The sequence below is a fragment of the Salipaludibacillus agaradhaerens genome, assembly GCF_002019735.1.
Classification (GTDB): Bacteria; Bacillota; Bacilli; order Bacillales; family Salisediminibacteriaceae; genus Salipaludibacillus; species Salipaludibacillus agaradhaerens.
The window spans coordinates 3,789,620-3,816,298 of record NZ_KV917378.1 but is presented as its reverse complement, the minus strand read 5'-3'; the positions used below and the strand labels follow the sequence as shown (position 1 = coordinate 3,816,298).

Annotated in this window: 21 protein-coding genes; 5 read left to right on the top strand and 16 right to left on the bottom strand. The window is 39.0% G+C overall.

All coding sequences use genetic code 11. The features are described 5' to 3' along the window. Window positions 1-259 precede the first annotated feature (259 nt). Both BK581_RS17550 and BK581_RS17545 read right to left on the bottom strand, forming a co-directional pair. On the bottom strand, window positions 260-1,798 hold the full coding sequence (locus BK581_RS17550; RefSeq protein WP_078579379.1) for an extracellular solute-binding protein: 1,539 nt from the start codon (window positions 1,796-1,798) through the stop codon (window positions 260-262). 541 nt (window positions 1,799-2,339) lie between these two features. Then, a complete protein-coding gene (locus BK581_RS17545) occupies window positions 2,340-4,628 on the bottom strand; it encodes a helix-turn-helix domain-containing protein (RefSeq protein ID WP_143709706.1) in 2,289 nt (762 codons plus the stop codon). Between the two features lie 624 nt (window positions 4,629-5,252). Here BK581_RS17545 and BK581_RS17540 point away from each other — a divergent pair. Beyond that, window positions 5,253-5,909, top strand: coding sequence for a YesL family protein (locus BK581_RS17540; RefSeq protein ID WP_078579377.1), 657 nt, complete (start codon window positions 5,253-5,255; stop codon window positions 5,907-5,909). Window positions 5,910-6,107: 198 nt separating this feature from the next. Here the strand turns inward: BK581_RS17540 and BK581_RS17535 are convergent, their stop codons facing one another. From BK581_RS17535 to BK581_RS20480, 9 genes are all read right to left on the bottom strand, one after another. Beyond that, window positions 6,108-7,550, bottom strand: coding sequence for a glycoside hydrolase family 28 protein (locus BK581_RS17535; protein WP_078579376.1), 1,443 nt, complete (start codon window positions 7,548-7,550; stop codon window positions 6,108-6,110). Between the two features lie 484 nt (window positions 7,551-8,034). Next, complete coding sequence (locus BK581_RS17530; protein ID WP_169837778.1) at window positions 8,035-9,567, bottom strand: tagaturonate reductase; 1,533 nt, start codon at window positions 9,565-9,567, stop codon at window positions 8,035-8,037. Window positions 9,568-9,601: 34 nt separating this feature from the next. Continuing rightward, on the bottom strand, window positions 9,602-11,098 hold the full coding sequence (locus tag BK581_RS17525) for a UxaA family hydrolase (protein ID WP_078579374.1): 1,497 nt from the start codon (window positions 11,096-11,098) through the stop codon (window positions 9,602-9,604). 57 nt (window positions 11,099-11,155) lie between these two features. After that, complete coding sequence (locus BK581_RS17520) at window positions 11,156-11,989, bottom strand: sugar phosphate isomerase/epimerase family protein (protein WP_078579373.1); 834 nt, start codon at window positions 11,987-11,989, stop codon at window positions 11,156-11,158. Between the two features lie 40 nt (window positions 11,990-12,029). Continuing rightward, window positions 12,030-13,433, bottom strand: a complete 1,404-nt coding sequence (uxaC, locus tag BK581_RS17515) for a glucuronate isomerase (protein WP_078579372.1) — start codon at window positions 13,431-13,433, stop codon at window positions 12,030-12,032. A gap of 152 nt (window positions 13,434-13,585) precedes the next feature. Beyond that, window positions 13,586-14,584: a sugar kinase gene (locus BK581_RS17510; protein ID WP_078579371.1), complete on the bottom strand. Its 999-nt coding sequence runs from the start codon at window positions 14,582-14,584 to the stop codon at window positions 13,586-13,588. Further along, window positions 14,562-15,221 carry a bifunctional 4-hydroxy-2-oxoglutarate aldolase/2-dehydro-3-deoxy-phosphogluconate aldolase gene (locus BK581_RS17505; RefSeq protein WP_078579370.1) on the bottom strand — a complete coding sequence of 220 codons (660 nt, stop codon included), beginning with the start codon at window positions 15,219-15,221 and terminating at the stop codon, window positions 14,562-14,564. The genes BK581_RS17510 and BK581_RS17505 overlap by 23 nt, the downstream gene beginning before the upstream one ends. Window positions 15,222-15,322: 101 nt before the next feature. After that, window positions 15,323-16,153 carry a 5-dehydro-4-deoxy-D-glucuronate isomerase gene (gene kduI / locus BK581_RS17500; protein WP_078579369.1) on the bottom strand — a complete coding sequence of 277 codons (831 nt, stop codon included), beginning with the start codon at window positions 16,151-16,153 and terminating at the stop codon, window positions 15,323-15,325. A gap of 233 nt (window positions 16,154-16,386) precedes the next feature. After that, complete coding sequence (locus tag BK581_RS20480; RefSeq protein ID WP_276327427.1) at window positions 16,387-16,521, bottom strand: hypothetical protein; 135 nt, start codon at window positions 16,519-16,521, stop codon at window positions 16,387-16,389. A gap of 320 nt (window positions 16,522-16,841) precedes the next feature. On the opposite strand from BK581_RS20480, the gene BK581_RS17490 reads away from it, so the two are divergent. Further along, window positions 16,842-17,171, top strand: coding sequence for a cyclic-phosphate processing receiver domain-containing protein (locus BK581_RS17490; RefSeq protein ID WP_078579367.1), 330 nt, complete (start codon window positions 16,842-16,844; stop codon window positions 17,169-17,171). A 230-nt stretch (window positions 17,172-17,401) separates the two neighbouring features. Here BK581_RS17490 and BK581_RS17485 read toward each other — a convergent pair whose 3' ends face one another. Both BK581_RS17485 and BK581_RS17480 read right to left on the bottom strand, forming a co-directional pair. Further along, complete coding sequence (locus BK581_RS17485) at window positions 17,402-18,037, bottom strand: pyridoxamine 5'-phosphate oxidase family protein (protein WP_245829135.1); 636 nt, start codon at window positions 18,035-18,037, stop codon at window positions 17,402-17,404. Window positions 18,038-18,302: 265 nt separating this feature from the next. Beyond that, window positions 18,303-19,403 (bottom strand): citrate synthase/methylcitrate synthase, encoded by a 1,101-nt coding sequence (locus tag BK581_RS17480; RefSeq protein ID WP_078579365.1) that lies wholly within the window; start codon window positions 19,401-19,403, stop codon window positions 18,303-18,305. A 118-nt stretch (window positions 19,404-19,521) separates the two neighbouring features. Here BK581_RS17480 and BK581_RS17475 point away from each other — a divergent pair, with 118 nt between their 5' ends. Together BK581_RS17475 and BK581_RS17470 are read left to right on the top strand one after the other, a co-directional pair. Further along, window positions 19,522-20,397: a LysR family transcriptional regulator gene (locus tag BK581_RS17475; RefSeq protein WP_078579364.1), complete on the top strand. Its 876-nt coding sequence runs from the start codon at window positions 19,522-19,524 to the stop codon at window positions 20,395-20,397. 228 nt (window positions 20,398-20,625) lie between these two features. Then, window positions 20,626-21,384, top strand: a complete 759-nt coding sequence (locus BK581_RS17470; RefSeq protein WP_078579363.1) for a DeoR/GlpR family DNA-binding transcription regulator — start codon at window positions 20,626-20,628, stop codon at window positions 21,382-21,384. A gap of 429 nt (window positions 21,385-21,813) precedes the next feature. Here BK581_RS17470 and BK581_RS17465 read toward each other — a convergent pair whose 3' ends face one another. Both BK581_RS17465 and BK581_RS17460 read right to left on the bottom strand, forming a co-directional pair. After that, the gene (locus BK581_RS17465; RefSeq protein ID WP_078579362.1) at window positions 21,814-22,179 is read right to left on the bottom strand and encodes a sensory rhodopsin transducer; all 366 of its coding nucleotides are present in this window, start codon (window positions 22,177-22,179) and stop codon (window positions 21,814-21,816) included. 172 nt (window positions 22,180-22,351) lie between these two features. Next, window positions 22,352-24,421, bottom strand: a complete 2,070-nt coding sequence (locus BK581_RS17460; protein ID WP_078579361.1) for a bifunctional aldolase/short-chain dehydrogenase — start codon at window positions 24,419-24,421, stop codon at window positions 22,352-22,354. A 348-nt stretch (window positions 24,422-24,769) separates the two neighbouring features. Between BK581_RS17460 and BK581_RS17455 the strand changes: the two genes are divergently transcribed. Continuing rightward, the gene (locus BK581_RS17455; RefSeq protein WP_078579360.1) at window positions 24,770-25,567 is read left to right on the top strand and encodes a DeoR/GlpR family DNA-binding transcription regulator; all 798 of its coding nucleotides are present in this window, start codon (window positions 24,770-24,772) and stop codon (window positions 25,565-25,567) included. Window positions 25,568-25,715: 148 nt separating this feature from the next. Here the strand turns inward: BK581_RS17455 and BK581_RS17450 are convergent, their stop codons facing one another. After that, a complete protein-coding gene (locus tag BK581_RS17450; RefSeq protein WP_078579359.1) occupies window positions 25,716-26,507 on the bottom strand; it encodes an SDR family oxidoreductase in 792 nt (263 codons plus the stop codon). Window positions 26,508-26,679: the final 172 nt, after the last annotated feature.

Genomic DNA, 26,679 nt, shown 5'->3' with positions numbered 1-26,679 from the left:
CCTGTTAACGATTAAGCTCCCAATCTGAGAACACCTTCTTAAAAGTGGCATTTACCAGTTCATCGTCAGTTAATTTTTTCATCCAACGTACCACTAAATTTTTCAATTTCTTAAGGCTGTGAACAGCGAGTACGTATATTTTCAAAGGAGTGAATGTCTTATTACTACATATTTACTTCTTAGAAATCAGCAGAAAAAAAGTGCCTCCGTTATGGCTGTGTTTAAACAACCTAATGGAGGCACTTTTATTATGATCTTATTATTTTTGTTCGGCGTATGACGTATTAAACTCAGCCATTATCGCGTCACCACCCTCGTTTCTCCATCGCTCGATTGTATTATTAAAATCGTCTTCATCCATTTGTCCTAAAATATATTGATATGTGGCATCGTCAATTAATTGCTGCAGACGGTCACCATTTGTAATATATGTTTCACTATCAAGTGTTATAGATGGATCATGAATCAAATAATTGTTATTATCAATAATTAATTCATCCGCTTCTGCTTTCACGTCATATTCCGCCACCATCTCATACCTACCGTTCGATTCTGGCTCACCTACTTCGAGCGAGAGGAACGGTCTTACTTGCGTGTCGACTAGGTTCCGGTTTTCTTCTATAATTCGAATACCATCGCCCTCAACTTCATAGTGTGTTCCTTCCACTCCCCAAACGAGTAAGTTAGCTACTTCTGGCGTCATTAAGTCATCATAAAAACCAAGAACTTTTCGTAATTCATCTTCTGTTTCAATCGCTGATTTCGGGAACATCATCACACTCCCAAAACCAGGAATAGCCCAAATACCATACTCTCCGTCCGGTCCTTCGATATAATTGGTAACGGCTAATTCAATGTCAGGGTTAGTGGCAGAGGCATCATTATAAAGACTGAGAACATCTCCCATTGAGCCAACATAAACCCCAGCTCTGCCGCTAGTAAATTGTGCGATTTGATCGTCTTTACTCGTCACAGGAAAATCCTGATTCATATAGCCATTCGAATGAATGTCTTTCATGTAATCGAGTGTCTCCATGTATTCGTCGAACATAAATTCCGGCAATAATTCACCGTCTTCTTCTCCCCAGGAATTCGGTGTTCCGAACCATGATGCAATCGTTTTGAAAGACCCATATACAAGATCACTTCTATCAGTCATTCCGATCGTATCATCTTGGCCGGTACCATTCGGGTCATCTTCAGTAAACGCACGCACCATCTCATAAAACTCATCTGTATTTGTGGGCTCATCAATTCCTAAATTATCAGCCCAATCTTTTCGATAAATAATACCTTGTCGTGATAAAGGACGCCCTTGGTAAATAGCATAAAGCTTTCCATCAACACGTGTATTGTCTAAAATGTCAGGATTAAGGTTATTAAGGTTTTCAAACTCTTCAAGGTAAGGCTCTATCTCCCAAAACTCCCCTGCTCTCATAGCGTCTTTAAATTGATTGAACATATCGAAACCCATAGGTACGACCATCGGTAACGTCCCTGTAGCAAAAGCTGTGTTTAAACGCTCCTCATAGTTCCCATCAGGTACCCATTGGATATTAAGAACGGTGTTCGTCTTTTCTTCAAGTAGTTCTTTTAGCAAGTTATCAGGCGTTTCAGGTGTGTGTAAATTAGCCATCATCTCAATTTCGAAAGGTTCCCCATTATCGGATGTATGATTGCCGGAGCCTTCATTGGAATTACTTTGAGAGACATTTTCATTTCCACCGCAGGCAGCCAGTATTAACAGAGACGTTGCAGTCATGCCGCAGAGAGAAAGAATTTTTTTAACAGTGAACATAAAATTAACCTCCCATTATAAAAAAATTATTAGCAAACCTTGACCGTTTGATTGCGACCAACTAAATACGTGATAACTCACAAGTAAAATGACAGCGGTTACATAATTTGTGTAGTGTTTAGGATGAGACAACTCGGTGATAGTTAATGTCTTCCGTTTCCCCCTCCTTATTTTATGAGAACTCATAATAACAACGTTGTTTCCTCATCAATTCTAAAATACACGAACGTATAATGTATATAATCACTAACTCATACACATCTTCTCCCTCGTACTGCTTAGCGCCGTTATCCCTCCATCTGATCTAGTGATTATCCGTTTTACGATGTCATATTCGCCCAGATTCTGAGCAAAAGTCTTGGCATCTCTTTCATAGACATACTCCTGAATTTTTCCTCCCTTTCTCAAATCCAATAACTACTCACCTTTATATAATTTTCAAAACATTAAAGACTCGCCTTAGAGGCGAGCCCAAGCATCAGCAATTCCCCACTGCTTGATATTGTTTAAGTCTGGCCACTGTTAATTGTTTTGAGAGACTTTAAGAGACACGACTATACTCTTTTCTATATTGACCTGGCGTCATATTTTCTAACTTTTTAAACGATCTAATGAAATTTTGTGAATTTTTATATTGAAGCTTATCAGCAATTTCTTTTACCGTCATGTTTGTTTCAATTAACCACTGTTTAGCCTTTTTGAAACGATACTTTGCTAAATACTCACTAAATGTGTAATTTGTCTCCTGTTTAAAGACGCTACTTAAGTAATTGGCATTGTAATGCATTTTTTCTGCGTATTCTTCTAATGTAATGTTTGTATCATAATGTTTATGAATTAAATCCATCATTTTTTCAGAGATATTTTGAAACTGAGATTCACGCCGTTTACTAAAAATCTCAATGAGTGGACAGATCAGCTTTGTTTTAAACCACTTCTCTATATCCTCTTTCATGTGAATCGTTAGAAGTTCTTCATACAATGCGTCATATTCAACGTCAATTTCTTGAAAACTAATACTATTCTCCTGTTTGATAAGTAATAGATTATTAAGGAGACGCATCATTGAAATATGGTACTCTCGGGGTGAATACGTGTCTTTAAACACTTTACTCATCCATGCTTTCAGATGTGCCAGTGCTTTCGTTTTATCCGCAACTTTAATAGCTAATATTAATTCTTCTTCTGCCCTTTGAGGATATTCATAAATTAAAGTATGTTTCCCAGAATTTATTGTTTCATAATGAACGATAACACCTTTTCCTAATGTAATTCGATGCTTTAGAGCTTCGAGCCCTTCTTGGTAAGCTCTTGAAGCATCTAACAACTTAACAAACGGCAGACTAATGCCAATACTAACTGTAATATACAAGCATGTTTCAATATTATCTTGCAGTTGTTCAGTTAACTTGTAAATGGTTGAATTCATTTGTATATCAGACTCTTCTTCAGTAAAGCCTATAAGGATAACTAAGGATTTGTTCACCCACACGACAGGTAAATGATCGATTCCCCGTACAGATTCTTCTGCTACATTCATCATAGCAAAGGAAAGTAATTCCCTGTCCGCTGCTTCATATACTGATTCTTCCATGCAATCTAACTTGATTGTGAGGACAACATGCCGACGCCACTTAGCCGTCATATCGTTAAGATTAAAATACGCTAATTTTTCCTCTAGGTCAGATGGTTTTATAATGCCTTGATAGAGACGATTCATAAATAAAACTTTCACTTGCTTTTTATGCTCTAGAAGTTCTACTTCCATCGTCGTTTTTGATGAAAATAAATGTGTCACTTGGTTCTCTAACAACGTTAAATCATCCGTTTCATTTTTCCTTAATGTTGGAAGATGATATTCAATTTGTCGCATTACTCGCTGTAGCGGTGAATAAAGACGTCGACTTATAATAAAAACCGTAATAAGTGACATAACAATCATAAGTGACGTAACCAAAATGGTCATCCAACCGATACTTTTAGATTCTGCTGTTAACTCATTAATAGACATTATCGATAAGTAAGTCCAGTCGTTAAAATCGGAGGTGTGATAAGTAATAGTGTAGGGTTCATCATGTATGGTCGTATTAAATTGACCTGTTTTTTCTTCTTCAAAGGGCGTTAGCGAGGATACATAATTGCTATTTAATAATGATTGTCCGATCATTTCTTCATCAGGGTGAACGATGATATCAAATTCATGATTTACAATCATAAATTCTTCTGAGGAATTGTCAGAAAAAATCATGTCTGCGATTGTACAGGTAGGGATGTTTGCAAAAGCTAAGCCAAATTTATTACTTTGGAAGGTAGGTAGTTTTTTGACTAAGCTTAAAGAATAAGTACAACTTCCACTAGAAATAGGTTCTTCAAATACTTCATGCTCTAGCAACTCCCAAGAGGAGTTATTTGGCATGTCTAAAAAAGATATGTATAATGCTGAATCTGGATGTTCATCCAACCTGCTTATTCCACGATTATTCATGAGCCAATCCCTTTCAAAATTAAGGATTGTAATATCCTCTACCCGTGTCTCCATAGATTGTAAATTAACTAATTCTTTACGTAAATCTCGATGAATTTGAAAATCTTCAGCGATCATTGATCGACGTAAAGAATGCTCCATTACAGCAGAATCAATAATTCTATTAAGCGTGAAATTAACAGTCGTTAAAATTTGCTCAACATTGGAATTAACCTGTTGCATAGATTGTATTTTTTCTTCATTAACTTTTTCTTGGATTTCATTTGTTGATTGGACATAGGAAAACGTGCCAATAAAAACAACCGGTACAATACTTATTAAGCAGCCAAAGATAATTAGTTTCATTAGAAAGCTCTTATTTTTCACTTTTTCACCCCCGGTTAATTCCAGTGAAACTTTTGCTTAGTGACTGATACTGTGGCGGACGAAGGAGTAATGTTTACGCTTACAATATTGCGTATTCATAGATTATTGACTATTAGCATGACGTGTCTTCCTGATGTAAGAGGATTAGGAGTAGGTGGGACGTTTTCAAACGTTGTTATTAACATTATAAAATAACTTACCAAAGATATACAGATAAAATCATATATTAATTATGGCAAATTTCAAACGTTATCATTTCCTCAGAACTTCAGTCATTTTTACCCGATGTAAAGCTTTGCTGTGATACCCTGTGTTTACATCCAATTGTATTTTAACTAGTTATTTCATTGCTTTAACTCTGTTAGCTCATAATCCGTACTTGAGCTTTATCACAGATAACGGTCTGAAAAACACCCGCCTCAAAATAGAGAGCATAAAAAATATATTTAGGCGGGAGCTCACGGACACTAATATCCTGATTCACTCAACGGCCAATCAGTGTGAGAAGTACGAAAATGCCCAATGATTGAAGGTCGTTATATTAAATAGACAAGTTACTTTGCTAAAGTCCACGAACGACATTGAATGAAATGAGGGATTAATATGGAAATGTCAGGTTTGATGGGTGGATTTCTTCGAATTAGTGAATGGATCATGCGGCTTGCTTACGCTAATTTAGTTTGGCTCTTATTCACCTTGATGGGAGGCATTATTTTAGGTATTTTCCCAGCAACGATTGCTTTATTTACTGTAACGAGAAAATGGCTTAGAGGTGAACCAGATACCCCTGTTTTTGCTACATTTTTTAAAACGTTCAAACAAGAATTTTTAAAAGGCAATTTATTCGCTTTGATTTTTGTTGCTATCGCTTATGTGCTCTTTATTGATTTACAGTATTTATCGATTGTAACCGGACATCTTTACAGTTTTCTTTTCTTTTTCTTTGTGCTTGTAGCACTTTTATTCGTTATTTTATTTATGTATTTCTTCCCTGTTTATGTCCATTTTCAATTACCCTTTATTCATTATTTAAAATATGCTTTACTAATAGGCATGACAAACCTTCATCTGACAATTGGAACCGGTATCATTCTTGCCCTCTTGTATTATTTATTTATGCTTATCCCAGGATTAGTTCCTTTTTTCTCTATAAGTATTCCGACTTATGTGATGATGTGGTCCGCTAGTACTGCCTTTAAATTATTAGAGCGGAAAAGGGAGAAAATATTAGCTAAGGAAGCTTTACTACAAGCTGAGTGAATAATATAAAGCTTTATCTTAACAAATAGGCTACGTATGGCTTCTTTCTCAAATAAAATATCAGAAATGAAAAGCCTATTCCTTAGAGTGGATAGTCTTTAAAGAGCAATAATCATACTTAAAAAGTGAAAGACGGGAAACCTCGTCTTTCACTTTTTTAGGTTCTTTACTCTTCCAATGTAAAATATCTTAGCACAGCTAGAATACTTTAGTTTCCGTAAAAATATCATCTTTCTTTAGATTATGGTTCGTCACGTGGTTTAAACAAAATTTTGGCTCATCAGTGGTCGTCACGCTCGTACTTAGAAGTGACAGTTGATCACAATATAAAGCTGTTATACCATGTTTAGTATGAAATTTTGAGTGTGTGAAAGTGATATCCTGTAACGGCATTTCAGGTAAGCCTGTCATAGAAATCGCCTGATCAGCTCCAGCACACGTAAGCCGCTTCATATGTATATGGCGAAACTGAGGTGTTTCTTCTGAGATTGGCTTCCACCGTATGTTTTCATCCTCAGTTTTTTCATAAAACATATGAAAAATGACTGCTTCATGCTTGATATTAACCATATGAATATCTGAAATTGAAATATTCTCTACTATGCCTCCCCGTCCTCGGCAGCTCTTAAATCTTAACCCAGTATCTGTCCCCATAAATAAGCAGTTAGTCACTGACACGCGTCTAACACCCCCTGACATTTCACTTCCTATAACAAAACCTCCATGACCATGGTAAACCGTACACCCTTTAATTCGGATGTCTTCACTTGGCATAGCCGCTTTTCGTCCAGCTTCATCTTTACCTGATTTCACACAAATAGCGTCATCTCCAACGTCAAAAGTGCTATCCTCCACACTTACATAACGACATGATTCTATATCGAGTCCATCACCATTTTGTGCATACCATGGATTTCTAACTTGAATCCCTTTAATTGTGACATGCGTGCACATATAAGGGTGGATATTCCAAGCTGGGGAATTCTGAAAGGTAACACCTTCAATTAAAATAATGTTGCAACGTCTAAAACTAACTAAATTTGGGCGTAAAAACTCTTTGTAAGGTTCATAAGCAGATAATGAAAATTCCTTGCGATCTTTTAGATTTTTAACAGCTTGTTTCCCTGCTAATGCCGCTTTTGTTGGCCACCAAATATCATCAGCTTCTTCTACCACCCCGCCACTATCCACTAACTGGCTCCATTGTTTACACGTCACTTTATATTTTTTCACAGGGCGCCATGCCTCTCCCGCTCCATCAATCACTCCTTCACCAGTAATCGCAATATCAGTCATATCCTCACCATCAAGAGGTGATTGACAACGAACGGCCGGTTCTCCTTCAAAGCTTGAGATAATGAGAGGATAATCTGTGTAATCACGGCTGAAAACAATCACAGCCCCTTTTTGAAGATGGAGCTCCATATGGCTCGTGAAACGGATAGGACCTGTGAGCCAAATCCCCTTTGGTACTATTAACCTCCCACCACCGTTATTATAAATAGCCTCCACCGCTTCCACAAATGCTTGCGTATTTAAGGTGTGCCCATTTCCTTGTCCACCGAAATCGGTAATGGAGATGTTATAGTCCGGTATAGTCGGAAGATGAATAGTGAAATTGCCGTCTTTAGCTTCTCCCATAATAGTTTCCCCCTTGTTGAAATTTGCTGTTCAAGCAAAGTATACCGAGCAACTCCCATGACAGAGTGATCACAGCGAAATACGGTGACTCACGAAGGATAAAACGAACCTGCAATCAGTAGAGTTGAGTGTATCAGGACTTTAACGTCTGTTATCCCCCGCCTAAATAGATTTTCTATGCATTCTATTTGAAGGGAGTTTTTCGGACGGTTATCTGTGATTAAAAAGAAGAGGTTCCTTCTTCATAATAGAATTGATTAGTCATATATCAAATAATTTCTTTTACTCGCCCTTCTTCTTTTCTTTAGTTTGCTCTACTAAAGAAGTTGGTGTGATATGACAAAGGTACATTAATATTTGAAAGTAACGTTGGCCTATTTCTCATCAGTAAGGTTAGATGTTACTCGCTATGACAACCGTATTTCGCCTTATTTCCTTAAATATCCTGGCCGTCACGTCCAGAGAATATACTTATTTTAATTAGTTAGACCGTTGTCTCTTTATTCAATAAATTCGTTACCGCTTCCTTCATCCCTTTTTCTCTTATGCTATGGAGTTGATAAGTGACTCCCTCATGTAATTCCGACACAGCTGTTAAATCTCGTCCCCATATTTGCTCACTTTTTAATACGGCTTCCACCAATTCTTCAAGGGACAGAGTCTTGCTCGCAATTTTTCCCCAAAGACTTGTCAACATGTCCAGTACGTCCCGATTTTCAAGAATACTGTACATCTCATCTCCCCTTTTGCCAAACCATCTTCCCTCTTTTTGATGATCCGGGCGATAAAAAGCAATAATAGCTGCGAGGGAAAAGACCATTGTCTGTGGCAAACGTCCGTATCGATCATAAAATGATAAAAGCGATGGCAAAATTCGCGAATGATACTTAAATAGCGCATTCATTCCTATATCGGTTAAATAATGTTTGTTAAATGGATTTAAGAACCGTTCTTTAATGTCTTCTACAAAATCTTTCTTCACACTCTCTGTCATGTTGACTGTTGGTAATAATTCATTAAAGCTGCGCTGAACATAGTCAGCTAATTTTTCCTCTTCCATAACATCAAGAACTGTATCAGCTCCATAAAGGTAACCTGTTGCAAACATCATCGTGTGAGGGGCATTTAATAGCCTTACCTTTAATTCTCTGTGTGGCACAACACCCCCCCACTTTATATTCAACCCTGCCCGATGAAACGGCAGAATGTGTTTCACATGATCAGGGGCATCCACCGCAAACATATGATAAGGTTCACCAACAGTTATTAAGTTATCTTTATAACCTAGCGCCTGTTCATATTCTTCGACTGCGTCCTTCGGATAACCCGTGACTATTCGGTCTACAAGTGTATTGCAGAATGAATTGTTATTTTTCACCCAATCTTTGAACGCCTCTGACAACTCCCAGTCCTCCGCTTTTCTTAATACAAGTTCTTTCAATTTGTCACCATTTTGCTCAATTAATTCGCATGGGATAATGGCAAGACCACAATCGGTTTTATTAGCAAATGATTCATACCGATGATGAAGAAACATTGTTAATTTCCCGGGAAATGACTCAGGAACATTTCCAGCCCTCGGATACCCCTCATCACTATAGGTAATGCCTGCTTCTGTTGTATTTGAGAAAATAACTTCAAGATCTGGTGATTCGGCAGCTTCCATTAAAACTGCCCACTCGTCTATGGCATGTATCGTTCGAGAAATTGACGACACAATCTCTTTTTTATCAATGACTTTTCCTTTTTGTCGTCCACGAAGCACGACTGTATATAAATAATCCTGTTCCTTTAGCATATCAATCACTTCACTACCTGCCACATGTGATTGTACAATCGCCACTTTCCCATTAAATAATTGCTGTTTGTTTAATTCATGAATCAACCAATCTATGAATCCTCTTAAAAAGTTACCTCCACCGAACTGTATCGCTTTCTCGGGTAAATCAGGTAGATGATCATGGATAACATCTGCAGACATATCATTCATAGTTAAAGATTTATTTAACTGTTTCAAAATAGCCACCCCTTTTGAAATATAAGCGAATAAGTTACAAAATAACACCGTCTTTAAAAATTGAAATTTCCTTGAAGCCAAATTGCTCATTTCTGGCCTTTACCGTTCCAGAAGCAATATCTAACATATAATCGAAAAATTCATCAGTCAGTTCCTGCTTATTTTTTCCGCTAATCATTTGTCCTGCATCAAAGTCGATCCATTTCTCTTTTTTCTCTGCTAAAGCTGTGTTAGTTGATACCTTTATAGTCGGTACTGGACCGCCAAACGGTGTACCTCTGCCAGTCGTAAAAATAACGATATGAGCTCCTGAAGCTGCAAGTGCTGTAACGGAAACTAAATCGTTTCCTGGCCCTTGTAAAAGGGTCAACCCTTTTTGTGACAACCTTTCGCCATACGGTAAAACGTCTGTCACTTCGGCAAAGCCCCCTTTTTGCACATTCCCGAGAGATTTTTCTTCGAGCGTCGTGATACCGCCTTCTTTATTACCTGGAGAAGGGTTTTCATACACATTTTGACCATGCTTGAGAAAATAATCTTTAAAATCATTAATTAAATCAACAATTTTATTAAAGACGACTTCATCCTTCGCCCGCTCCATAAGAATTTTTTCTGCGCCAAACATTTCAGGTACTTCTGTTAAAACTGTTGTGCCCCCATGAGTAATTAGTTTGTCAGAGAATGCGCCTAATAATGGATTACCTGTTATGCCTGAAAAGCCGTCAGATCCTCCACATTTTAGCCCGACCTTTAATTCCGAAACAGATATATCCTCGCGATCAAATGTTTTAGCGTAACCTACTAGCCCTTCAACTAAATCAAGTGCTTCACTAATTTCATCACCACTTTCTTGCACTGCGATAAATTTGACACGTTCTTCATCATAATCGCCGAGAACCTTTTTAAATTCAGCAATATGATTGTTCTCACAGCCAAGGCCCATGACTAAAATGGCAGCAGCATTTGGGTGCATCACGAGATTCCGCAAGATTTTTTGCGTGTTATGCAGGTCATCCCCCAGTTGTGAGCAGCCAAAGAGATGCGGGTAATGATAGATCCCATCGAGTCGCTCATCTCTGTACATGTCATTTGCTGTTTTCGCAACAATTTCAGCCGTTTTATTAATACAGCCTACTGTATTGATAATCCAAATTTCATTTCTAATACCCACTTCACCGTTTTTTCTCCGATAGCCTCTAAATGTTCTTTCCGAATTTCTGTCAACATTCAGAGGTGATTTTTTGGGGTCGTACTCATAAGAAAGGGTACCCTCCAGATTGGTTTTGACATTATGGGTATGAACCCACTCACCTGGTAAAATGTCTTCTTTTGCACTCCCTATCGGATAGCCATATTTTGTGACATTATGATTTTTTTCGATTTTCGTGACAGCGATTTTATGCCCTGTACGGATTGTCTCTGTTACCTTTAAAGGGCCAGTACTGAGATCAATTGTTTCTCCTTCCTTAAACTCTCTTAGGGCAACTATGACATTATCTGATTTATGAACTTGTAAATAATGTTCTTTCATCGTGTCCCTCCTTGAAATTGAACTTACACTTTTTTAAACAGATGTGGTGGTTCTTTGTTATGAGAAAGGAGCATATCTTTGTCGAATTGATTCAATATACCTTTTCGATTTACCCATCTCTTCTGGCCGACATTCTTCCAAAATAATCGGAACATCGGGCTTCGTTTTTTCCAACAGGTTAAGATATCTATCATAATTCATTTCACCCTGCCCTGCTGGGAATACAAGTAACTCTCCTGTCTCGCTGAATTTTCGATCCTTTGCATGGGCGGCGATAATTCGGTCACCTAATAAGTCAAAAGCTTCTGCTATCACATCATCTTGACTGGAAAAGTTCTCTTTTGTCATAAGGTTACCTGGATCAATGACGACTCCTATATGGGAAGATTTTACGTCATCTATAAGTGCTTTAAGTTGAGAGGCTGTTCCTGCTAAGTGGCCATTCGCCGCTTCTAATCCTAAAAAGACACCCCACTTTTCTGCTTCTTTCGCCAAATCAGCTACTGAACGTACAAGAATCTTCCAATCTTCTTTATGAGAGGGACTAGTGGGCTTTCCTACTTCAGTAGCTACCATCGGAGCACCAAAAAACCTGGCATGACGAATACATTCTTTGTATCTTTCAAGTGTCACTTCCCGGGCTTCAGCATCTCTTTCAAACAGATGTAAGTAACAAGCTAAAACAGAGATCGAAACACCGTGCTTAGCAAATTCATCTGCTATCTTCTTTGCCAATGCGGGGGACAACACTCTCTGTTCAGAGAAAGGATAGTTGTCAATCGCCTTCCATAAAGCGAGCTGAATATTAGTAAACCCGTATGCCCCAACTTGAGTTGCGAGCTTTTCGTAAGGCTGCTTTCCAAAAAGATGCGCTAAAACGCCTACTGACATAAGCTATCTCCTCTCTAATGATTGTTTGGTAGAATGTTATCTATGAAAGATTAAAATATCTTTCTGCGTTATTAAAGCAAATGCCCTGTACAATTTCTCCTAACAGCTTATAATCCTCAGGCACCTCTCCTGCTTCCATCCATTGACCTAGCAAGTTGCACAAGATGCGCCGGAAATACTCATGTCTGGTATATGAAAGAAAGCTACGTGAATCTGTCAACATACCGACAAACGTACTTAACAATCCTGTATTAGCTAAATCTGTTAATTGCCTTATCATTCCGTCCTTTTGATCATTGAACCACCAGCCTGATCCAAATTGAATTTTTCCTTTACAACTGCCCTTTTGAAAGTTACCGATTGCAGTTGCAATAACCATGTTATGAGCTGGGTTTAAATTATAGACAATTGTTTTAGGCAGTTCATCTGACTTTTCCAATTCGTTAAAATAACCATTTAACGCCTTACCAAGATGGAAATCGTAGATCGAATCATAGCCAGTATCAGGACCTAACTTCCCAAACATTCGTTCATTATTGTTCCTTATAGCGCCTAAATGTAATTGCATCACCCAATCGAGAGAATCGTACAATCTGCCTAAGAAAATCATTATAAATGTCTCATACTTATCTGCTTCAGTGGCAGTGACGGTGTCCCCATTCATCTTTTTAAGGAATACGGCATTCGCCTCTTCTTCAGTACATGGAGATGAAGGCAGTGTGGCAATCCCGTGATCGGATGCTCGACAGCCTGCTTCATGAAAAAATTTTGCTCGTGACGTAATAGCCCTCATAAGACCGGCAACATCTGTTATGGATATATTCGCAACGTCACCAAGTCTTTCAATATACTTTACAAACGTGTCTTTTTGAATATCTATTACGTTATCAGGCCTAAATGTTGGCCTCACCTTCACATTAAAATGTGAGGCATCACGAATAGCGTTGTGGAAGGTCAATGAATCTATCGGATCATCTGTCGTAAAGATGGCTTTTACGTTCGATCGTTCTATAATGTTCCGAGCACTGAAATTTGAGCTCGCTAACTGGGTGTTGCAATGCTCCCATATCTTAGGGGCCGACGCACTGTTTAGTAACTCATCGGTGTCAAAATACCTTTTCAGCTCTAAATGAGTCCAATGATAAAGCGGGTTTCCAATCGTATAAGGTACCGTTTTTGACCATGCTTTAAATTTCTCTTCATCAGAAGCATCGCCTGTTATGAAACGTTCATCTACACCGTAAGTTCGCATAGCTCGCCACTTATAGTGATCCCCATGCAACCAAATTTCTGCCATGTTCGCATATGAATGATCCTCCGCTATTTCTTGAGGACTTAAATGACAATGAAAATCAAAAATTGGCATCTCTTTCGCAAAGTCATGGTAAAGTTTTTGTGCTGGCTTCGTATTAAGCATAAAATCGTCATGAATAAAGGCTCGCATCGTTAATCACTCCTTGTTAAATCCCTTAAATAACAACGTTGTTATTTTAAGGGTGGCTCTTAAATAGTACCTCTTAGAAAAAGCCATTCGGTCATTCTAAACCAGTCGTCTTATTCATCTGAGCTTCCTCTGTTCTTAACACCTTTATCTTCTTAGCGAGTCGTGTACTGGTCACCAGTGATGAGACTATTAATCTCTTGTAATGTTGGAGACCCTTCCCAATCACCTTTAAACTGTGTAGCGAGTGCTCCCATAGCCGCCGCCCGTTTTGCAGCTTGTGACACAGATCGCCTTAATGTGACGATATTAAAAGGATCTTCTTCATCAAGCAGTACAGAAAGCAGACCTGCACAAAACGCATCTCCTGCCCCAACTGTGTCCACAATATGATTGACACGGTACGCTGGTTCTCTATGAAACTCGTTACCGAATCGCATATAGGCGCCTTCTGAACCTAATTTCATTGCCACCATTTGTGCTCCTAAATGTTGACACGCTTTAGCATAATCGACGTCATTAGCTCTTTCACCTACTAAAAGTTTTACTTCATCAATTCCAGGGATGAACAGATCACATAACGCCACCATTGGCAGGAGGGTCTCTCTAGCCTCATCTTCACGCCATAATTTTTTGCGAATATTTGGATCAAAGGAAATAGTCAAACCTTGTTCTTTTGCTTGTTTCATAGCTTCCGATACCATCTCAGCTGTCTGCAAACCTAAAGCAGGGGTGATGCCAGTGACATGCAAATGCTTTGCGCCAAGAAACCAGCTACTGCTTATATCTTCTTTCGAGAAATAGCTTGCTGCTGAATTCTTGCGATAATAATATACATTCGGATCTCCATAACCCTTTGACTCTTTGAAAAAAACGGCCGTCGGGTGCTGATCATCCGTTATAACGTGAGACACATCAACCCCTTCTCCTGCAAGCGTGGATAAAATCATCTTTCCAAATGGATCATCGCCTAATCTACTAATCCAACGTGATGTCTTACCAAGCCGCGATAAAGCGAGAGCCACATTGGATTCTGCACCGCCAACCGAGCTGGCAAAAAGAGAGGCATATGGAATCGTCCCTTCTGGGGATGGTTGAAATAAAACCATACTCTCACCAATGGTAACGACATCAACGCTTCGTAAGGCTGTCATGGGCTAGACCTCCATTCACCAATTCTGTATACTTCTTGGCCATCGCTGTCATTTGCGAAAATTCCCCTTTAGCGATCAACGTGTTATTAACAAGATTGCTTCCCAATCCTGCTGCTACAGCTCCTTGAGAAAAATAATGATTCATATTATTCAAGGTGACACCACCTGTTACCATCATCGGAATATGTGGCAGTGGTCCACGAATATTTTTTATATAGTCGTCGCCTACTGCTCCGATGGGAAAGACTTTAACGGCTGAGGCTCCCAGTTCAAACGCTCTTACAATTTCTGTCGGTGTAAGTGTGCCAGGCCAAACGTCTACATCACACGCCCCCCCGTACTCAATAACTGCTTCGTCCAAGTTAGGAGATACGAGATAAGTAGCGCCAGCAGCCACAGCTTCTTTCGCCATTTGCACATTCAACACAGTTCCTGCACCAACAATTAACTCTCCATCAAAGTGATCATTCAAATCCTCGATTAATTGTAAAGCGTTATCTGTATTTAACGTGACTTCTAAAAATGTTATTCCGCCATCTTTAAGCGCTCGTGCTGTTGCCTCACCATCCTTATAGGCTATCCCACGAATGATTGCTACAAGCTTCTTCTTTTTTAGCTCATCAACTAAATGTGTCATCGTCTAACCTCTTTTTAGTATATTTTGTTTGTAAAGCGCTTACATACAAGCTATTAAAATCGTACCCAGCGACAGAGAGTGACTAGGTACGATAAACAACATTACTTTAAATCTTCCATTTTTACAAAATCCATATCTTTAAATGTATAGTTTTCACCAGCCATCGCCCAAATGAACGTATAGTTATTTGTTCCGACACCTGAATGAATTGACCAAGGGGGAGAAAGTATCGCCTGCTCGTTTTTAACTAGTAAATGACGTGTTTCTTTCGGCTCTCCCATAAAATGAAATACCCGTGATTCTTCATCCATATCAAAATATAAATAAACTTCCATACGCCGATCGTGCACATGGGCAGGCATTGTGTTCCACATGTTATTTGGCTCTAATAGCGTCATACCCATCATTAACTGGCAGCTTTGAATACCTTCCCCGTGTATATATTTATAAATGGTGCGATTGTTAGATTCAGCGTCTGATCCAAGCTTTGTTGGCTGTGCCTCTTTAATCGGTAAAACTTGAGTCGGGTATTCCTTATGCGCATTCGCTGAAACGATATATAACTTAGCGGGTGAGGAGGGATCATCACTATGGAATGTCACGTCTTTTTTTCCGAGACCGACATACAAACAATCTCGTTTGTTCAATGGATAATCTTCCCCGTCAACCGTTACCTTACCTTTGTCTCCAATATTGACAATCCCTATTTCTCTACGTTCGAGAAAGTAATCTGTTCTTAAAGCGTCACCTGCATCCAATTTTAATCCTTCCGTAGTTGGCATGACACCACCAACAATAACCCGATCATAATGGGAATAAACCATGTTAACCTCGCCCTTAACAAACAAGCTTTCAATTAAGAAATCATCTCGTAGTTTCTCAGTTGTATACGCCTTCATATCTTCTGGATTTGTAGCATACCTAATCTCCAATTATATATTCCCCTTCCTTTTGAAAATGAGTACCTTTTAAGTTCGTTTTTGTTCGTTACAGTTTGATTATAACAAGACTAAAATTGTTTTACAATGAATTATGTAAAAAATAACGAGCTGTTCACTATTTGGAAAACAACATAGAGAAAGAGTCATCAGCCCATTAGTAAACAATTGATCATGGCGCTTTTTACTAATGACTTTTGACTCGATTACCTTATAATTTCACACTATCATTCTCTCATTAAGACATCTGATAACCACGTAAATGCCTTCTCACCGCACACTTCATGTCCACCATTAAAAAAGTGACTTGTAAAATTGTTTCCTACTCTTTCCTTCTCGTAGATTTGCGTTAAATATGACACCGCTCTCTTAACCCCTTTTTCAGGAAATAAATGATCTTTTCTGCCTGCTTCCACGTGAAGATATCGTGGGCACAGCGCGGCAAGGAGTTTGGCGTTCTTCTCCCTCTGATTGATAGCTGAGTCAATCAGGACATTAGCATCCGTTAGCTCCTACCTACATAGATTTAACCGCTCTCTATTTTGAGACAGGCGTTTTACGGACGGTTATCTGTGATAAAACTCTTAAAATCGGTATAACCGTCTATCAGGCCAGTAAGATAAAATATACTTGTTATCATTAACCTTATCGTATGTTACAGTGGAAAGTGAGAGGAGGCAATATGACTGAAATCAATGTTTTTCTTGATGATTACAGAACTTGCCCGCCAGACTATTTATTAGTTGAAACGATTGATGAGTGTTTAGACACCTTACAACAGAATGAAGTGAACCATCTGTCTCTTGATCACGATTTGGAAAACAAGCATCGAAACGGATTCATGCTTGTTGAGATGATGGTAAGCCAGCAGTTATTGGCAAAATCAATTACAATACATTCCGCCAACGCAAGCGGAGGAAAAGCAATGTACTACTTCTTAAAACAAGCCCAAGCAAATTCCCAAATCCCCCCTACTATTCTTATTAAACTACGCCCTCTTCCTTTACGTTAACTTCCTAATCATGTTTTCTGCTAGATTGCCCGCTCATACTAGTTCATTTTGAGACAGATAGAAAGCGTAAAAGCCTGAACTGACGGTCATCATCTAGAAGTTCAGGCTATTTTGTTTTGTATGCTTATTGAGGCGTTTAGAGTTCATAATTTAGCAGCCCCATCATTTCACCAAATAAAAAAAGTATTTAAAAGTTGGATCACTTCTAAATACCTAACAATTATATAACATTAGTAAAGCTTTTTTTCATAGCTTTCTTTTAATAATTCAGACATATCGTTTTCAGTCAGTGTGTTATCTTTTACATGATCTTTTAATATTTGGGCGGCAGAGGGTCTATCTTTATTATTAAGCCATGAATCTGGCTTCCAAAGAGAGGAACGTATGAACGCTTTGGCGCAGTGAATAAAGCATTCCTCAACTTTCACTCCGATACCTAGGGAGGGGATATTATCATTCACAGCCATTTCAGTTAATAATCTCTCATCAGTCGTGACACACGCCTTTCCGTTTACTCTTAATGTTTCTCCAAGGCCAGGTATCATAAACAGCAAGCCGATGTGAGTATTTTCCATAATATTTGTTAAAGAATCACCCCGGCGATTTCCTGGTCTTTCAGGAATAACAAGATGATGATCATCTATTACATGAACAAAGCCTGGCTGATCACCCCGTGGTGAAGCATCACATGCCCCGCTGTTATTAGCCGTTGATATGATGACAAATGGTGATAATGCCAAAAACGACCGACAATGATGATCTAAATAGGACACGACTTTTTGATTCGCTACTTTACTAGGTGTTCCTATCACATTTCTTAGTTCTTCTTCTGTCGCAACAATTTTTTCAAACGGCCACTCACTCAACAGCTTCTCCCTCTTTTCTTTTTATCATCCACAAACTAAAAAATTAACAACCATAATTATGACAAACTTCGTCAATCTCATGTGCCATTAAAACCATTTTATCATACCTATTTTTAAAGAATAATCAATGAGATAAAACCATCTCTAAACAGAAAGGTGTGATGAAAAATCTGCTTAAATGATAGTGATTGTTCCAAGTAGATACGTGGAACAAACCAGTTGTAAGACTGATTTAAAACGCCGAAACGAAAATTACCCTTTTTCTCTAGGAAACGGGCTTATCACCTGTATATAAAGACTGAGGTCGATAAATCCGGTTGTCGTTCGCTTGTTCAATGACATGTGCTGTCCACCCAGCTACACGCGCCGCTGTAAACGTAGGTGTAAAGAGACTATTAGGCATAGATACAGCACGAAGTACCGCTGCCGCATAAAATTCTACATTTGTATAAAGCTTTCTTCCTGGCTTATATTCCTCTAACAGACGGATCGCTGTTTCTTCTACATGTGCTGCTAAATCAAGCCAAGTATCTTCAGCCGTTAAGTCTCTTGTGACTTCTTTCAATGCTTCTGCTCGTGGATCTTTCGTCTTATAAATACGGTGGCCAAAGCCCATCAATTTTTCACCATTCTCCAATCGTTGTCTAAGCCATTTTTCCGCATTTTCTTTCATACCTACTGACTCAAGCATGGAAGTTACTTCCGTGGGTGCTCCGCCATGAAGGGGTCCTTTCATCGTGCCGATAGCGCCTGTTACGGCAGATACCATATCAGATTGACTTGAGGTGACAACACGTGATGTGAAAGTAGACGCATTCATACCATGCTCCATCGTTAGTACAAAATAAGCGTCTAATGCCTTAACATGTGCTTTGGAAGGTTCATTACCAGTAAGCATGTATAAATAATTTGCAACATGATCCAAAGTAGGGTGAGGTGCTATCATGTCTTTTCCCTCAAGTACTCGCTGTCTCATCGCAATCATCACCGGTATTACGGCTGTTAAATGAATGGCCTCTGTCACAGATGGGGGCCACGCTCGTTCTTTATCTCCCATTGCAGATACACACGTCCGAATCACACTCATCATGGATGTTTCTAATGGAAGCAACTGTATGATCTTCTTCACATAATCCGGTAGCTGTCGGCCATTTCTAAATTCCTGCTTGATTTTATCTAATTTATTTTTATCCGGTAGATCCCCATACCACAGAAGATAACAGGCGGATTCAAACCCTTCGTTGATTGCCAACTCCTTCGCATGGTGTCCCCTGTAAATAAGTTCCCCCTGTTCCCCATCAATATAACTTATAGCTGTTTCGGCTGCTACAACGCCTTCTAATCCTTTTCTCACCTTATTTTCCATTTTATTCACCTCGAATTAGTCGTTATACTTACGATACAGCAGCATTTACATTAATAAAATTAAATAATTATTGTATAATTGATTATATTTCATAATTAATAGAATCGGGGAGAACGCAATGAATATCACATGGCTCCGTACTTTTCTAATTGCCGCTGAATATGAGAATTTTTACAAAACGTCAGAAGTGCTCTTTTTATCGCAGCCTACCGTCACTGTTCATATAAGAAAACTTGAAAAAGAGTTAGGCATTCCTTTGTTTATGAAAAAAGGAAGGAATGTCAGACTCACATCCTACGGTCGAGAATTTTTAAACCATGCACAAGCTATTATGGCTAATGTGGACGAAGGGATTGACCATATTGAGAAGTTACGGCAAGGTTATAATAAAACTTTGACTATTGCAGTTTCACCTTTGATTGCCTCCACATATCTCCCTTTTTGGATGAAACAGTTTTTAAAAACAAATCGTCATGTGGAAATTGATGTGCACGTTCTTGAGTCTCACTTAATCGCTGAAGAAGTGGATAAAGGTAAGGCGGATATCGGCTTGTCACGCCAAGAGTCTCGTAGATCTGGTCTTATTTGTGAAAAAGTATATGAAGAACCTGTCAAAATAGTTGCTCCCTATGCTTTAGATAAATTTCCGCTAGCTTCTTCTGTTACACTAGAGGAAATAATAAATACCTATGTTTTGTTAACACATAACCATCCTGGGTACTGGGACCCCGTTCTTTTGGAATTGAAAAATGCTTACAGACAGGTCCGCACGATGAAAGTTTCACAAGTGTCGATAACAAAGCGATTTATTGAAGAAGGCATCGGATTTTCGATTTTGCCGCACTCTACACTCACAAGAGAGTTAGCTGAACAGAGAATTCGCGAGGTCACATCCTCCACTATCACGTTGCCATTAGCAGCAACCTATTATATCCAAAAATTTGAAACCGATATAACCAACCGTTTTATTCAAACATTGAAACAGCTTATTTAACCACAGCCCATCAAAAGACATAGGCCGAGTCTGGAGACACACTTTAAATAAATTACTTGTATCCTTTCTCTATAATCAAAGAACCTCACTATATTGGTCTTTAAGTACTCTTTAGCATGCTAATAAAAACAAGAGTCTTAATTATAGTTATAAAAATGTTTGAAACTGTTTACAAATGATTGTTTTTGTTCGTATAATGAACTATACTTTTTAGTGGAGGAAACTGATATGCTCTCTATTGAACGTCATGAACGCATTTTAAATGAACTTGATAAACATTCTATTGTGAAAGTTTCTGAACTAAGCGACTTACTTCAAGTGACAGAGAAAACGGTCCGCATCGATTTAGAAACATTAGAACAAAGAGGAATGCTAAAACGCATCCATGGTGGTGCCACACTAGCTGAAGGGGAAAACCATCTCTTACCTATTAAAAAAAGACAACTGGAGCATGGAGATAGTAAACACGCGATTGCAAATGAAGCGTTAAAACATGTGGAAGAAAATGATACGTTGCTTATTGATGGTGGGAGTACAACACAAGCTTTTGCTAGTTTATTAGGTGACTTTCCTGTTACTGTGATGACAAACGACATAAAACTTGCATACACCCTTCTTGACAAAGAACGTGTTCAGCTCATCATGGCTGGTGGTACTCGAATCGGTACTTCGGGTTCCCTTTTTGGTTCCGAAGCATCTAGTATGCTTAAAAAAATTCGCGTGAATAAAATCTTTTTCGGAACGACAGGTATTTCAATAGAAAACGGCTTAACTGTATTTAACGGCCTTCATGCAGATTGGAAAAAAGAAGCGTTAACGTGCTCTGACCATATAATTCTTCTAAGTGATTCTACAAAGTTTCAGAAAGATGCTTTAATTCAATTTGCTACTATGGACGATATTAGCCACATTATTACCGATAAAGCCCTTGATGATCAACTTTATGAAAAAATTAGAAACGAGGGCAGATCAATTGTAAGGGTGTAAACCATTCAGCGTAAGAACATCTCTCATGGGAAATAGCGTTAATAATCATCACCCACGACTCTCTATTGAGTAGTCGTTTTTTTGCTGTTCCCTGCTAGTTCCCTCCGCTCATTTTTTCACATAAAATCTTGGTTTAACTTGTTCACTTTTATATCCATACGACTAGACCCTATTGATTCCCCCGTGGGAGTCACCACTATTCACTGCGATCCTTTATCGTTTGTTTGCCATCGATCTATTTTTTGCGTTGAAGATTTAATCGTGACATTCATTTATCAATAAAAAAGGGGTACCCCTTAAGCACTTATTAAGCGCCTTTTGGTACACCCTTGTTGTAAAATAATTCATCTCAAAAAAATTACATTCCAATAGCCCATTCGTTCAGATCATATTCCGTTAGAAGACGACTCTACTCAAATAAGAAAGATGTTATGCATACCCGATCGTTGTCATTAAGGCCAGCGCCTTTTGAGATGAATCTAGTCGGCTGTATTGGATAATAACTGGTCTGTCAGAGGTGATTTCCAATGCATAAGGAACACCGACAGGAATACGTCTATTCTCACTGTTATGAAGGCTATTTGTCCGAATATGTTTCGTTCTGCGACCTGGAATCGTCTCACTTACTTTGTCTAACGGTTCTCTATCTTCAAAATAAATGGTCATGGACAAGTGAGCAGGTTCAGAGTGACAATTTAAGACGCAGATCGCTTCATGACTTTCCACCTCTCCTGAACTTTGTTCCGGAATATAACCATCTGGAATAAACCAATGTTTTTTCCCTTTCGATTCCATTCCACCGCCTCCTATCTCCTAATTAAATAAATGTTAGTTCTGTAAAAAACGACTTAAACAGTGCCCACTCTAGGAGTGACCACCTTTCATTGCATTTTTTCAAATGCTCATGTGCTCATTCGCGTTGAAAATTCAATTGTGACATTCAGTCAGATTTCTGAAATGTGCTAATTTACCTCGTATACGCTGCTGGTACTCCACCATCCACTGTTAGCATACAACCTGTGGTTTTTGCCGATTTAGACGAGGCTAAAAATATGATGGCTTCTGCTATGTCTGTTGGCAAAATGTTCACCTTCAATGTCGTCCGTTTGCGGTAATGCTCTTCTAAGTCATTCGGGTCTATTCCATAAGCTTCAGCCCTCTCATGACGCCAATCAGAATTCCAAATGGCAGAGCCTTGTAAAACGGCGTCTGGAAGAACTGAGTTCACTCGAATGCCATATTCGCCTCCTTCTGCAGCAATACAACGGGCGAGATGAGCCTCTAACGCTTTAACAGAACTGTATGCAGACGCATTTTTACCTGCATAAACCGAATTTTTCGAACCAATAAAAACCATACTTCCGCCTATTCCTTGTTCCTTCATCTGTTTAAAAGCCTCACGGGCTACAAGAAAATAGCCTGTACCAAGGACATTCATATTCAGTTCCCATTCTTTTAATGTTGTTTCCTCAAAGGGGCTGGAGGTGGCAAGACCAGCATTATTCACAATCGTATCGACACCACCATAAGTGAGTGCCACACGCTTATAAGCTGATCGAATCTCCTCTTCATTCGTCACATCCATTTTAAGTGCAATCGCTCGACCTTTACCGAAGACATTGTTCAAGTCATCTGCTACTTTTTGTGCACCCTCTAATTTTAAATCGGTGACTGCCACGTGTGCACCCTGTTCAGCAAACTTGCGGCACGTTTCACTGCCGATGCCACCTGCACCACCAGTCACAAGCACAACTTTGCGAGAAAATTCAGCTTCTGCTGGAGCAAGTGATAGCTTATAAAGCTCCAACGGCCAATACTCGATCTCATATGACTCGCTCTCATTTATAGATACAAAGTTTCCGAGAGTTGTAGCCCCAGCCATTACTTGAATCGCTCGAGAATAGAGGGCCCCGCTGACTTGAGCCATCGCTAAATTTTTCCCTGTATTAATCATGCCTAGACCAGGGATTAATATGACACGTGGTGAAGGTTCAAACATCGTATCCCCTTCATTTTTATTGCGCTCAAAGTAAGCTTTATAGGCGTCTTTATAGGCTTCAATACCGTTATTAATGAATTGTTTAAGAGATGTTACATCTTTTGTCGCAGGGTCCCAATCGAGATATAACGGTAGTCGTTTCGTGTGTACGAGATGGTCAGGACACGCCGCACCTATTTGAGATAATGTATCAGCGTCGTGGCTATTGATAAATTCAAGAATTTCCGGCTCATCCTTGTACGTTAAAATCATCGCCTCTTCTTCATAAACTTGTCCTCTTAAATAAGGCATAATCTCCGCTAAAATAGCTCGACGCTCTTCCCTAACCAATGTTGAATACTTTTCACCACCGAACAGGCACTTTCCATTTCGTTGCTTCTTAATGTATTCTTCCGCTTCATTAATGACAGCGATCGTTTTATCATAACTTTCTTTCGCTGTATCACCCCACACGACAAGGCCATGCTTTTCCATTAACACAAGATCTGCCCTAGGGTGATTTTTCACTCCTTCAGCAATCATCTTTGAAAGTGTAAAACCTGGTCTGACATAGGGCACCCAAACAAAGCGATCACCGAAAATCTCTCTTGCTATTTCTTTTCCATTATGAGCACAACAAATACTAATAATAGCGTCAGGATGTGTATGGTCCACATGCGGATACGGTAAAAAGGCATGAAGTAATGTTTCAATAGATGAACGGGGATGAGTACTGTCTATCATACAATGGGAAAGATATGAAACCATCTCCTCATCGGACATATGATCTCGTGCCATTAAAGGACGAATATCCGTTAAGTTTAAACCAGTAAAATTTTTATGTGACATCGTTGCTAAATCAGAGCCGCTTCCTTTTACCCACATAACATCAATCTCTCTGCCTCGAAAATCTTTCTCTACTGTTTTCAGTGATGTGTTTCCACCACCCCAGTTACAAATAGCCCTATCCGATCCAATAAGGTTTGAGCGATAAACAAGCTCGTCTAATCCAGGGGACAGTTCACGTGCGTCACTATCATTCCATAAATATTTGACCATAATAACCTCCGTTAACTATAGTAGTGGTTCTTTGTTTATTATAAGGGCAGTATTTTTTGTTTTCAATATTTTATATTTGTTTCAAAACAATTATTTGTTTTTCAAAAGTTATTGTTAGTTATTTTAGTGGCTAAGTTACATTTAAATGCGTATAATGAATACTATAAAATGACCCTTCAATCATTGGCGTTTTCATCCTTATCGCACTGATTGGAAGTTGAGTTAATCAGGACATTAGCGTTCGTTATTTCCCGCCTAAATAGCTTTAGCTCTGCTCTCTATTTTGAGCGCGAGTCTTACGAACGGTTATCTATGATAGATAAACTATACATAATGGAGAGATGAACGATGCGATCTTCAATAAACCTGTCTAGGGAATCAAAGGCCGATAAACGGCACAGCCAAATACTTCACCAATTACAAGAAAAGGAAAAAGTGAGAGTTTCCGAGTTAAGTGAACAACTGGATGTAACGGAAGAAACAATTAGACGTGACTTAGAAATACTTGAAGAGCAGAAACAGTTAATTCGTGTACGAGGCGGTGCCATTCCTAGACAAGTAGAAGGATTTGAAACACCTTCTCTTGAGCGAGAAAAGAAGTTTTTAGATGAGAAAAAAGCGATGGCAAAAGAGGCTGTTAAATTAGTAAATGAGGGTGAAATTATTGCGTTAGATGCCAGTACAACCAGTTTGCAGTTGGCAAAGGCCCTAGAAGATAAGCCCTTAACGGTCATTACCAACTCTATTCATGCCTCCATTGAATTAGCAAAGAAGAAGGCCATTACGGTGATGTTAACCGGCGGATATTTGCGACAAGAATCTATGTCTCTCGTAGGTTTCTCGTCTGATAAAATGATTAACGACTATCATATTGACACCTTTTTCATGTCATGTACTGCCGTTGACAGTGAGTGGGGTGTGAGTGACAGTCATGAGATGCAGGCACAAACAAAAAAAAGGATTGCCGAATTGTCGGAAAAAATCGTGTTATTAGTGGATCATAGCAAGCTCGAACAAAAATCTCTCGTCCGCTGGCTGCCTTTAGAAAATATTCATACGTTAATTACCTCTGCTGATCCGTCACATCAAGATTTTAAGCCTTATACACTACAAAACATTAAAACAATCAGCGTCTCAAAAACCTAAGTTACCTACTCCTTGTTGTTTAAAAACACCAAAGCCTGTCTAAGAGGTATATGAATCCCTCTTAGACAGGCTTTTACTTAATACAATAATTCCGGTCATACCATACTGATAATTGAAGCGTGATACCTACTTCTAAACAACCACCAGTTTATCCTTGTAAAAGGGATTCCCCACCGTCGATATAAAGCTCCGTACCTGTAATGTGCCCTGCCTTAGTCGAAGCTAGGAATTCTACGGCATCAACCACCTGATCAGCAGTAGCGCTGCCTTGCATGAGTGGCTGGCGCCCCCGTGGAAACGCTACTTGCATACTAATATTATCTACTTCAGGGTGCTTTCGCATCTGTTCCGTTATATGAGTGTCCACACTACCTGGACAAACAGCGTTCACGCGAATGCCAAACTGTCCTAACTCTAAGGCTGCCATTTTCATAAATGCTGTCTGACCAGCCTTAGCTGTGCTGTAACTACTAAATCCTGGTTGTGAGTAGACTCTGTTTCCGCTTACAGAGCTCGTCATAATAATAGAACCCCCATGGTTTTTCATCCATGGAATGGCATACTTCACCGTTAAAAAACAACCAGTTAAATCAACATCAATTGTTTTCTTCCAGTCTGCCACTGTCATGTGTTCAATAGGCGCCATCATCCCCCCAATACCAGCATTGGCAAAAACAATGTCCAACCTATCCCATAATGTTGTCGCCTTCTCAATAGCAGCTTGAACGTCACAGTTATCACTTATATCACAGGCAATCGGCAATATCTCCGTTCCATAAGACTGTAAGTCTTTCTCTGCTTCTTTAAGTCTCTGTTCATTTATATCAAGCATACAAACGTGAGCACCAGCTTGAGTGAATCTCTTGGCCGCTGCCAAACCAATACCTGATGCAGCGCCAGTTATGAGAACAACCTTACTGCTAAATTCCGTTGCTTCCATTCTCACATCTCCTTTACTAATAGCTTGACTCACCCTTATAATGCTTTAAGTTTACTATATTTAATCCACACTCTTAAAACACTTGTCACACATTTCACCAAGTACAACCCAGATCCTAAGTTTAGTTTAATACATTTAATATGGGATAGATGAGATCCATACGTCATCTCTC

What these genes read in the sequence shown, in the direction of transcription:
- BK581_RS17480 (WP_078579365.1), bottom strand. Translation starts at nt 19,403, where the DNA reads ATGGAAAATAAGGTGAGAAAAGGATTAGAAGGCGTTGTAGCAGCCGAA.
- BK581_RS17455 (WP_078579360.1), top strand. Translation starts at nt 24,770, where the DNA reads ATGCGATCTTCAATAAACCTGTCTAGGGAATCAAAGGCCGATAAACGG.
- BK581_RS17470 (WP_078579363.1), top strand. Translation starts at nt 20,626, where the DNA reads ATGCTCTCTATTGAACGTCATGAACGCATTTTAAATGAACTTGATAAA.
- BK581_RS17475 (WP_078579364.1), top strand. Translation starts at nt 19,522, where the DNA reads ATGAATATCACATGGCTCCGTACTTTTCTAATTGCCGCTGAATATGAG.
- BK581_RS17550 (WP_078579379.1), bottom strand. Translation starts at nt 1,798, where the DNA reads ATGTTCACTGTTAAAAAAATTCTTTCTCTCTGCGGCATGACTGCAACG.
- uxaC (WP_078579372.1), bottom strand. Translation starts at nt 13,433, where the DNA reads ATGCGAGCCTTTATTCATGACGATTTTATGCTTAATACGAAGCCAGCA.
- BK581_RS17450 (WP_078579359.1), bottom strand. Translation starts at nt 26,507, where the DNA reads ATGGAAGCAACGGAATTTAGCAGTAAGGTTGTTCTCATAACTGGCGCT.
- BK581_RS17460 (WP_078579361.1), bottom strand. Translation starts at nt 24,421, where the DNA reads ATGGTCAAATATTTATGGAATGATAGTGACGCACGTGAACTGTCCCCT.
- BK581_RS17490 (WP_078579367.1), top strand. Translation starts at nt 16,842, where the DNA reads ATGACTGAAATCAATGTTTTTCTTGATGATTACAGAACTTGCCCGCCA.
- BK581_RS17545 (WP_143709706.1), bottom strand. Translation starts at nt 4,628, where the DNA reads ATGAAACTAATTATCTTTGGCTGCTTAATAAGTATTGTACCGGTTGTT.
- BK581_RS17505 (WP_078579370.1), bottom strand. Translation starts at nt 15,221, where the DNA reads ATGACACATTTAGTTGATGAGCTAAAAAAGAAGAAGCTTGTAGCAATC.
- BK581_RS17520 (WP_078579373.1), bottom strand. Translation starts at nt 11,989, where the DNA reads ATGTCAGTAGGCGTTTTAGCGCATCTTTTTGGAAAGCAGCCTTACGAA.
- BK581_RS17510 (WP_078579371.1), bottom strand. Translation starts at nt 14,584, where the DNA reads ATGACAGCCTTACGAAGCGTTGATGTCGTTACCATTGGTGAGAGTATG.
- BK581_RS17540 (WP_078579377.1), top strand. Translation starts at nt 5,253, where the DNA reads ATGGAAATGTCAGGTTTGATGGGTGGATTTCTTCGAATTAGTGAATGG.
- BK581_RS17535 (WP_078579376.1), bottom strand. Translation starts at nt 7,550, where the DNA reads ATGGGAGAAGCTAAAGACGGCAATTTCACTATTCATCTTCCGACTATA.
- BK581_RS17465 (WP_078579362.1), bottom strand. Translation starts at nt 22,179, where the DNA reads ATGGAATCGAAAGGGAAAAAACATTGGTTTATTCCAGATGGTTATATT.
- BK581_RS17525 (WP_078579374.1), bottom strand. Translation starts at nt 11,098, where the DNA reads ATGAAAGAACATTATTTACAAGTTCATAAATCAGATAATGTCATAGTT.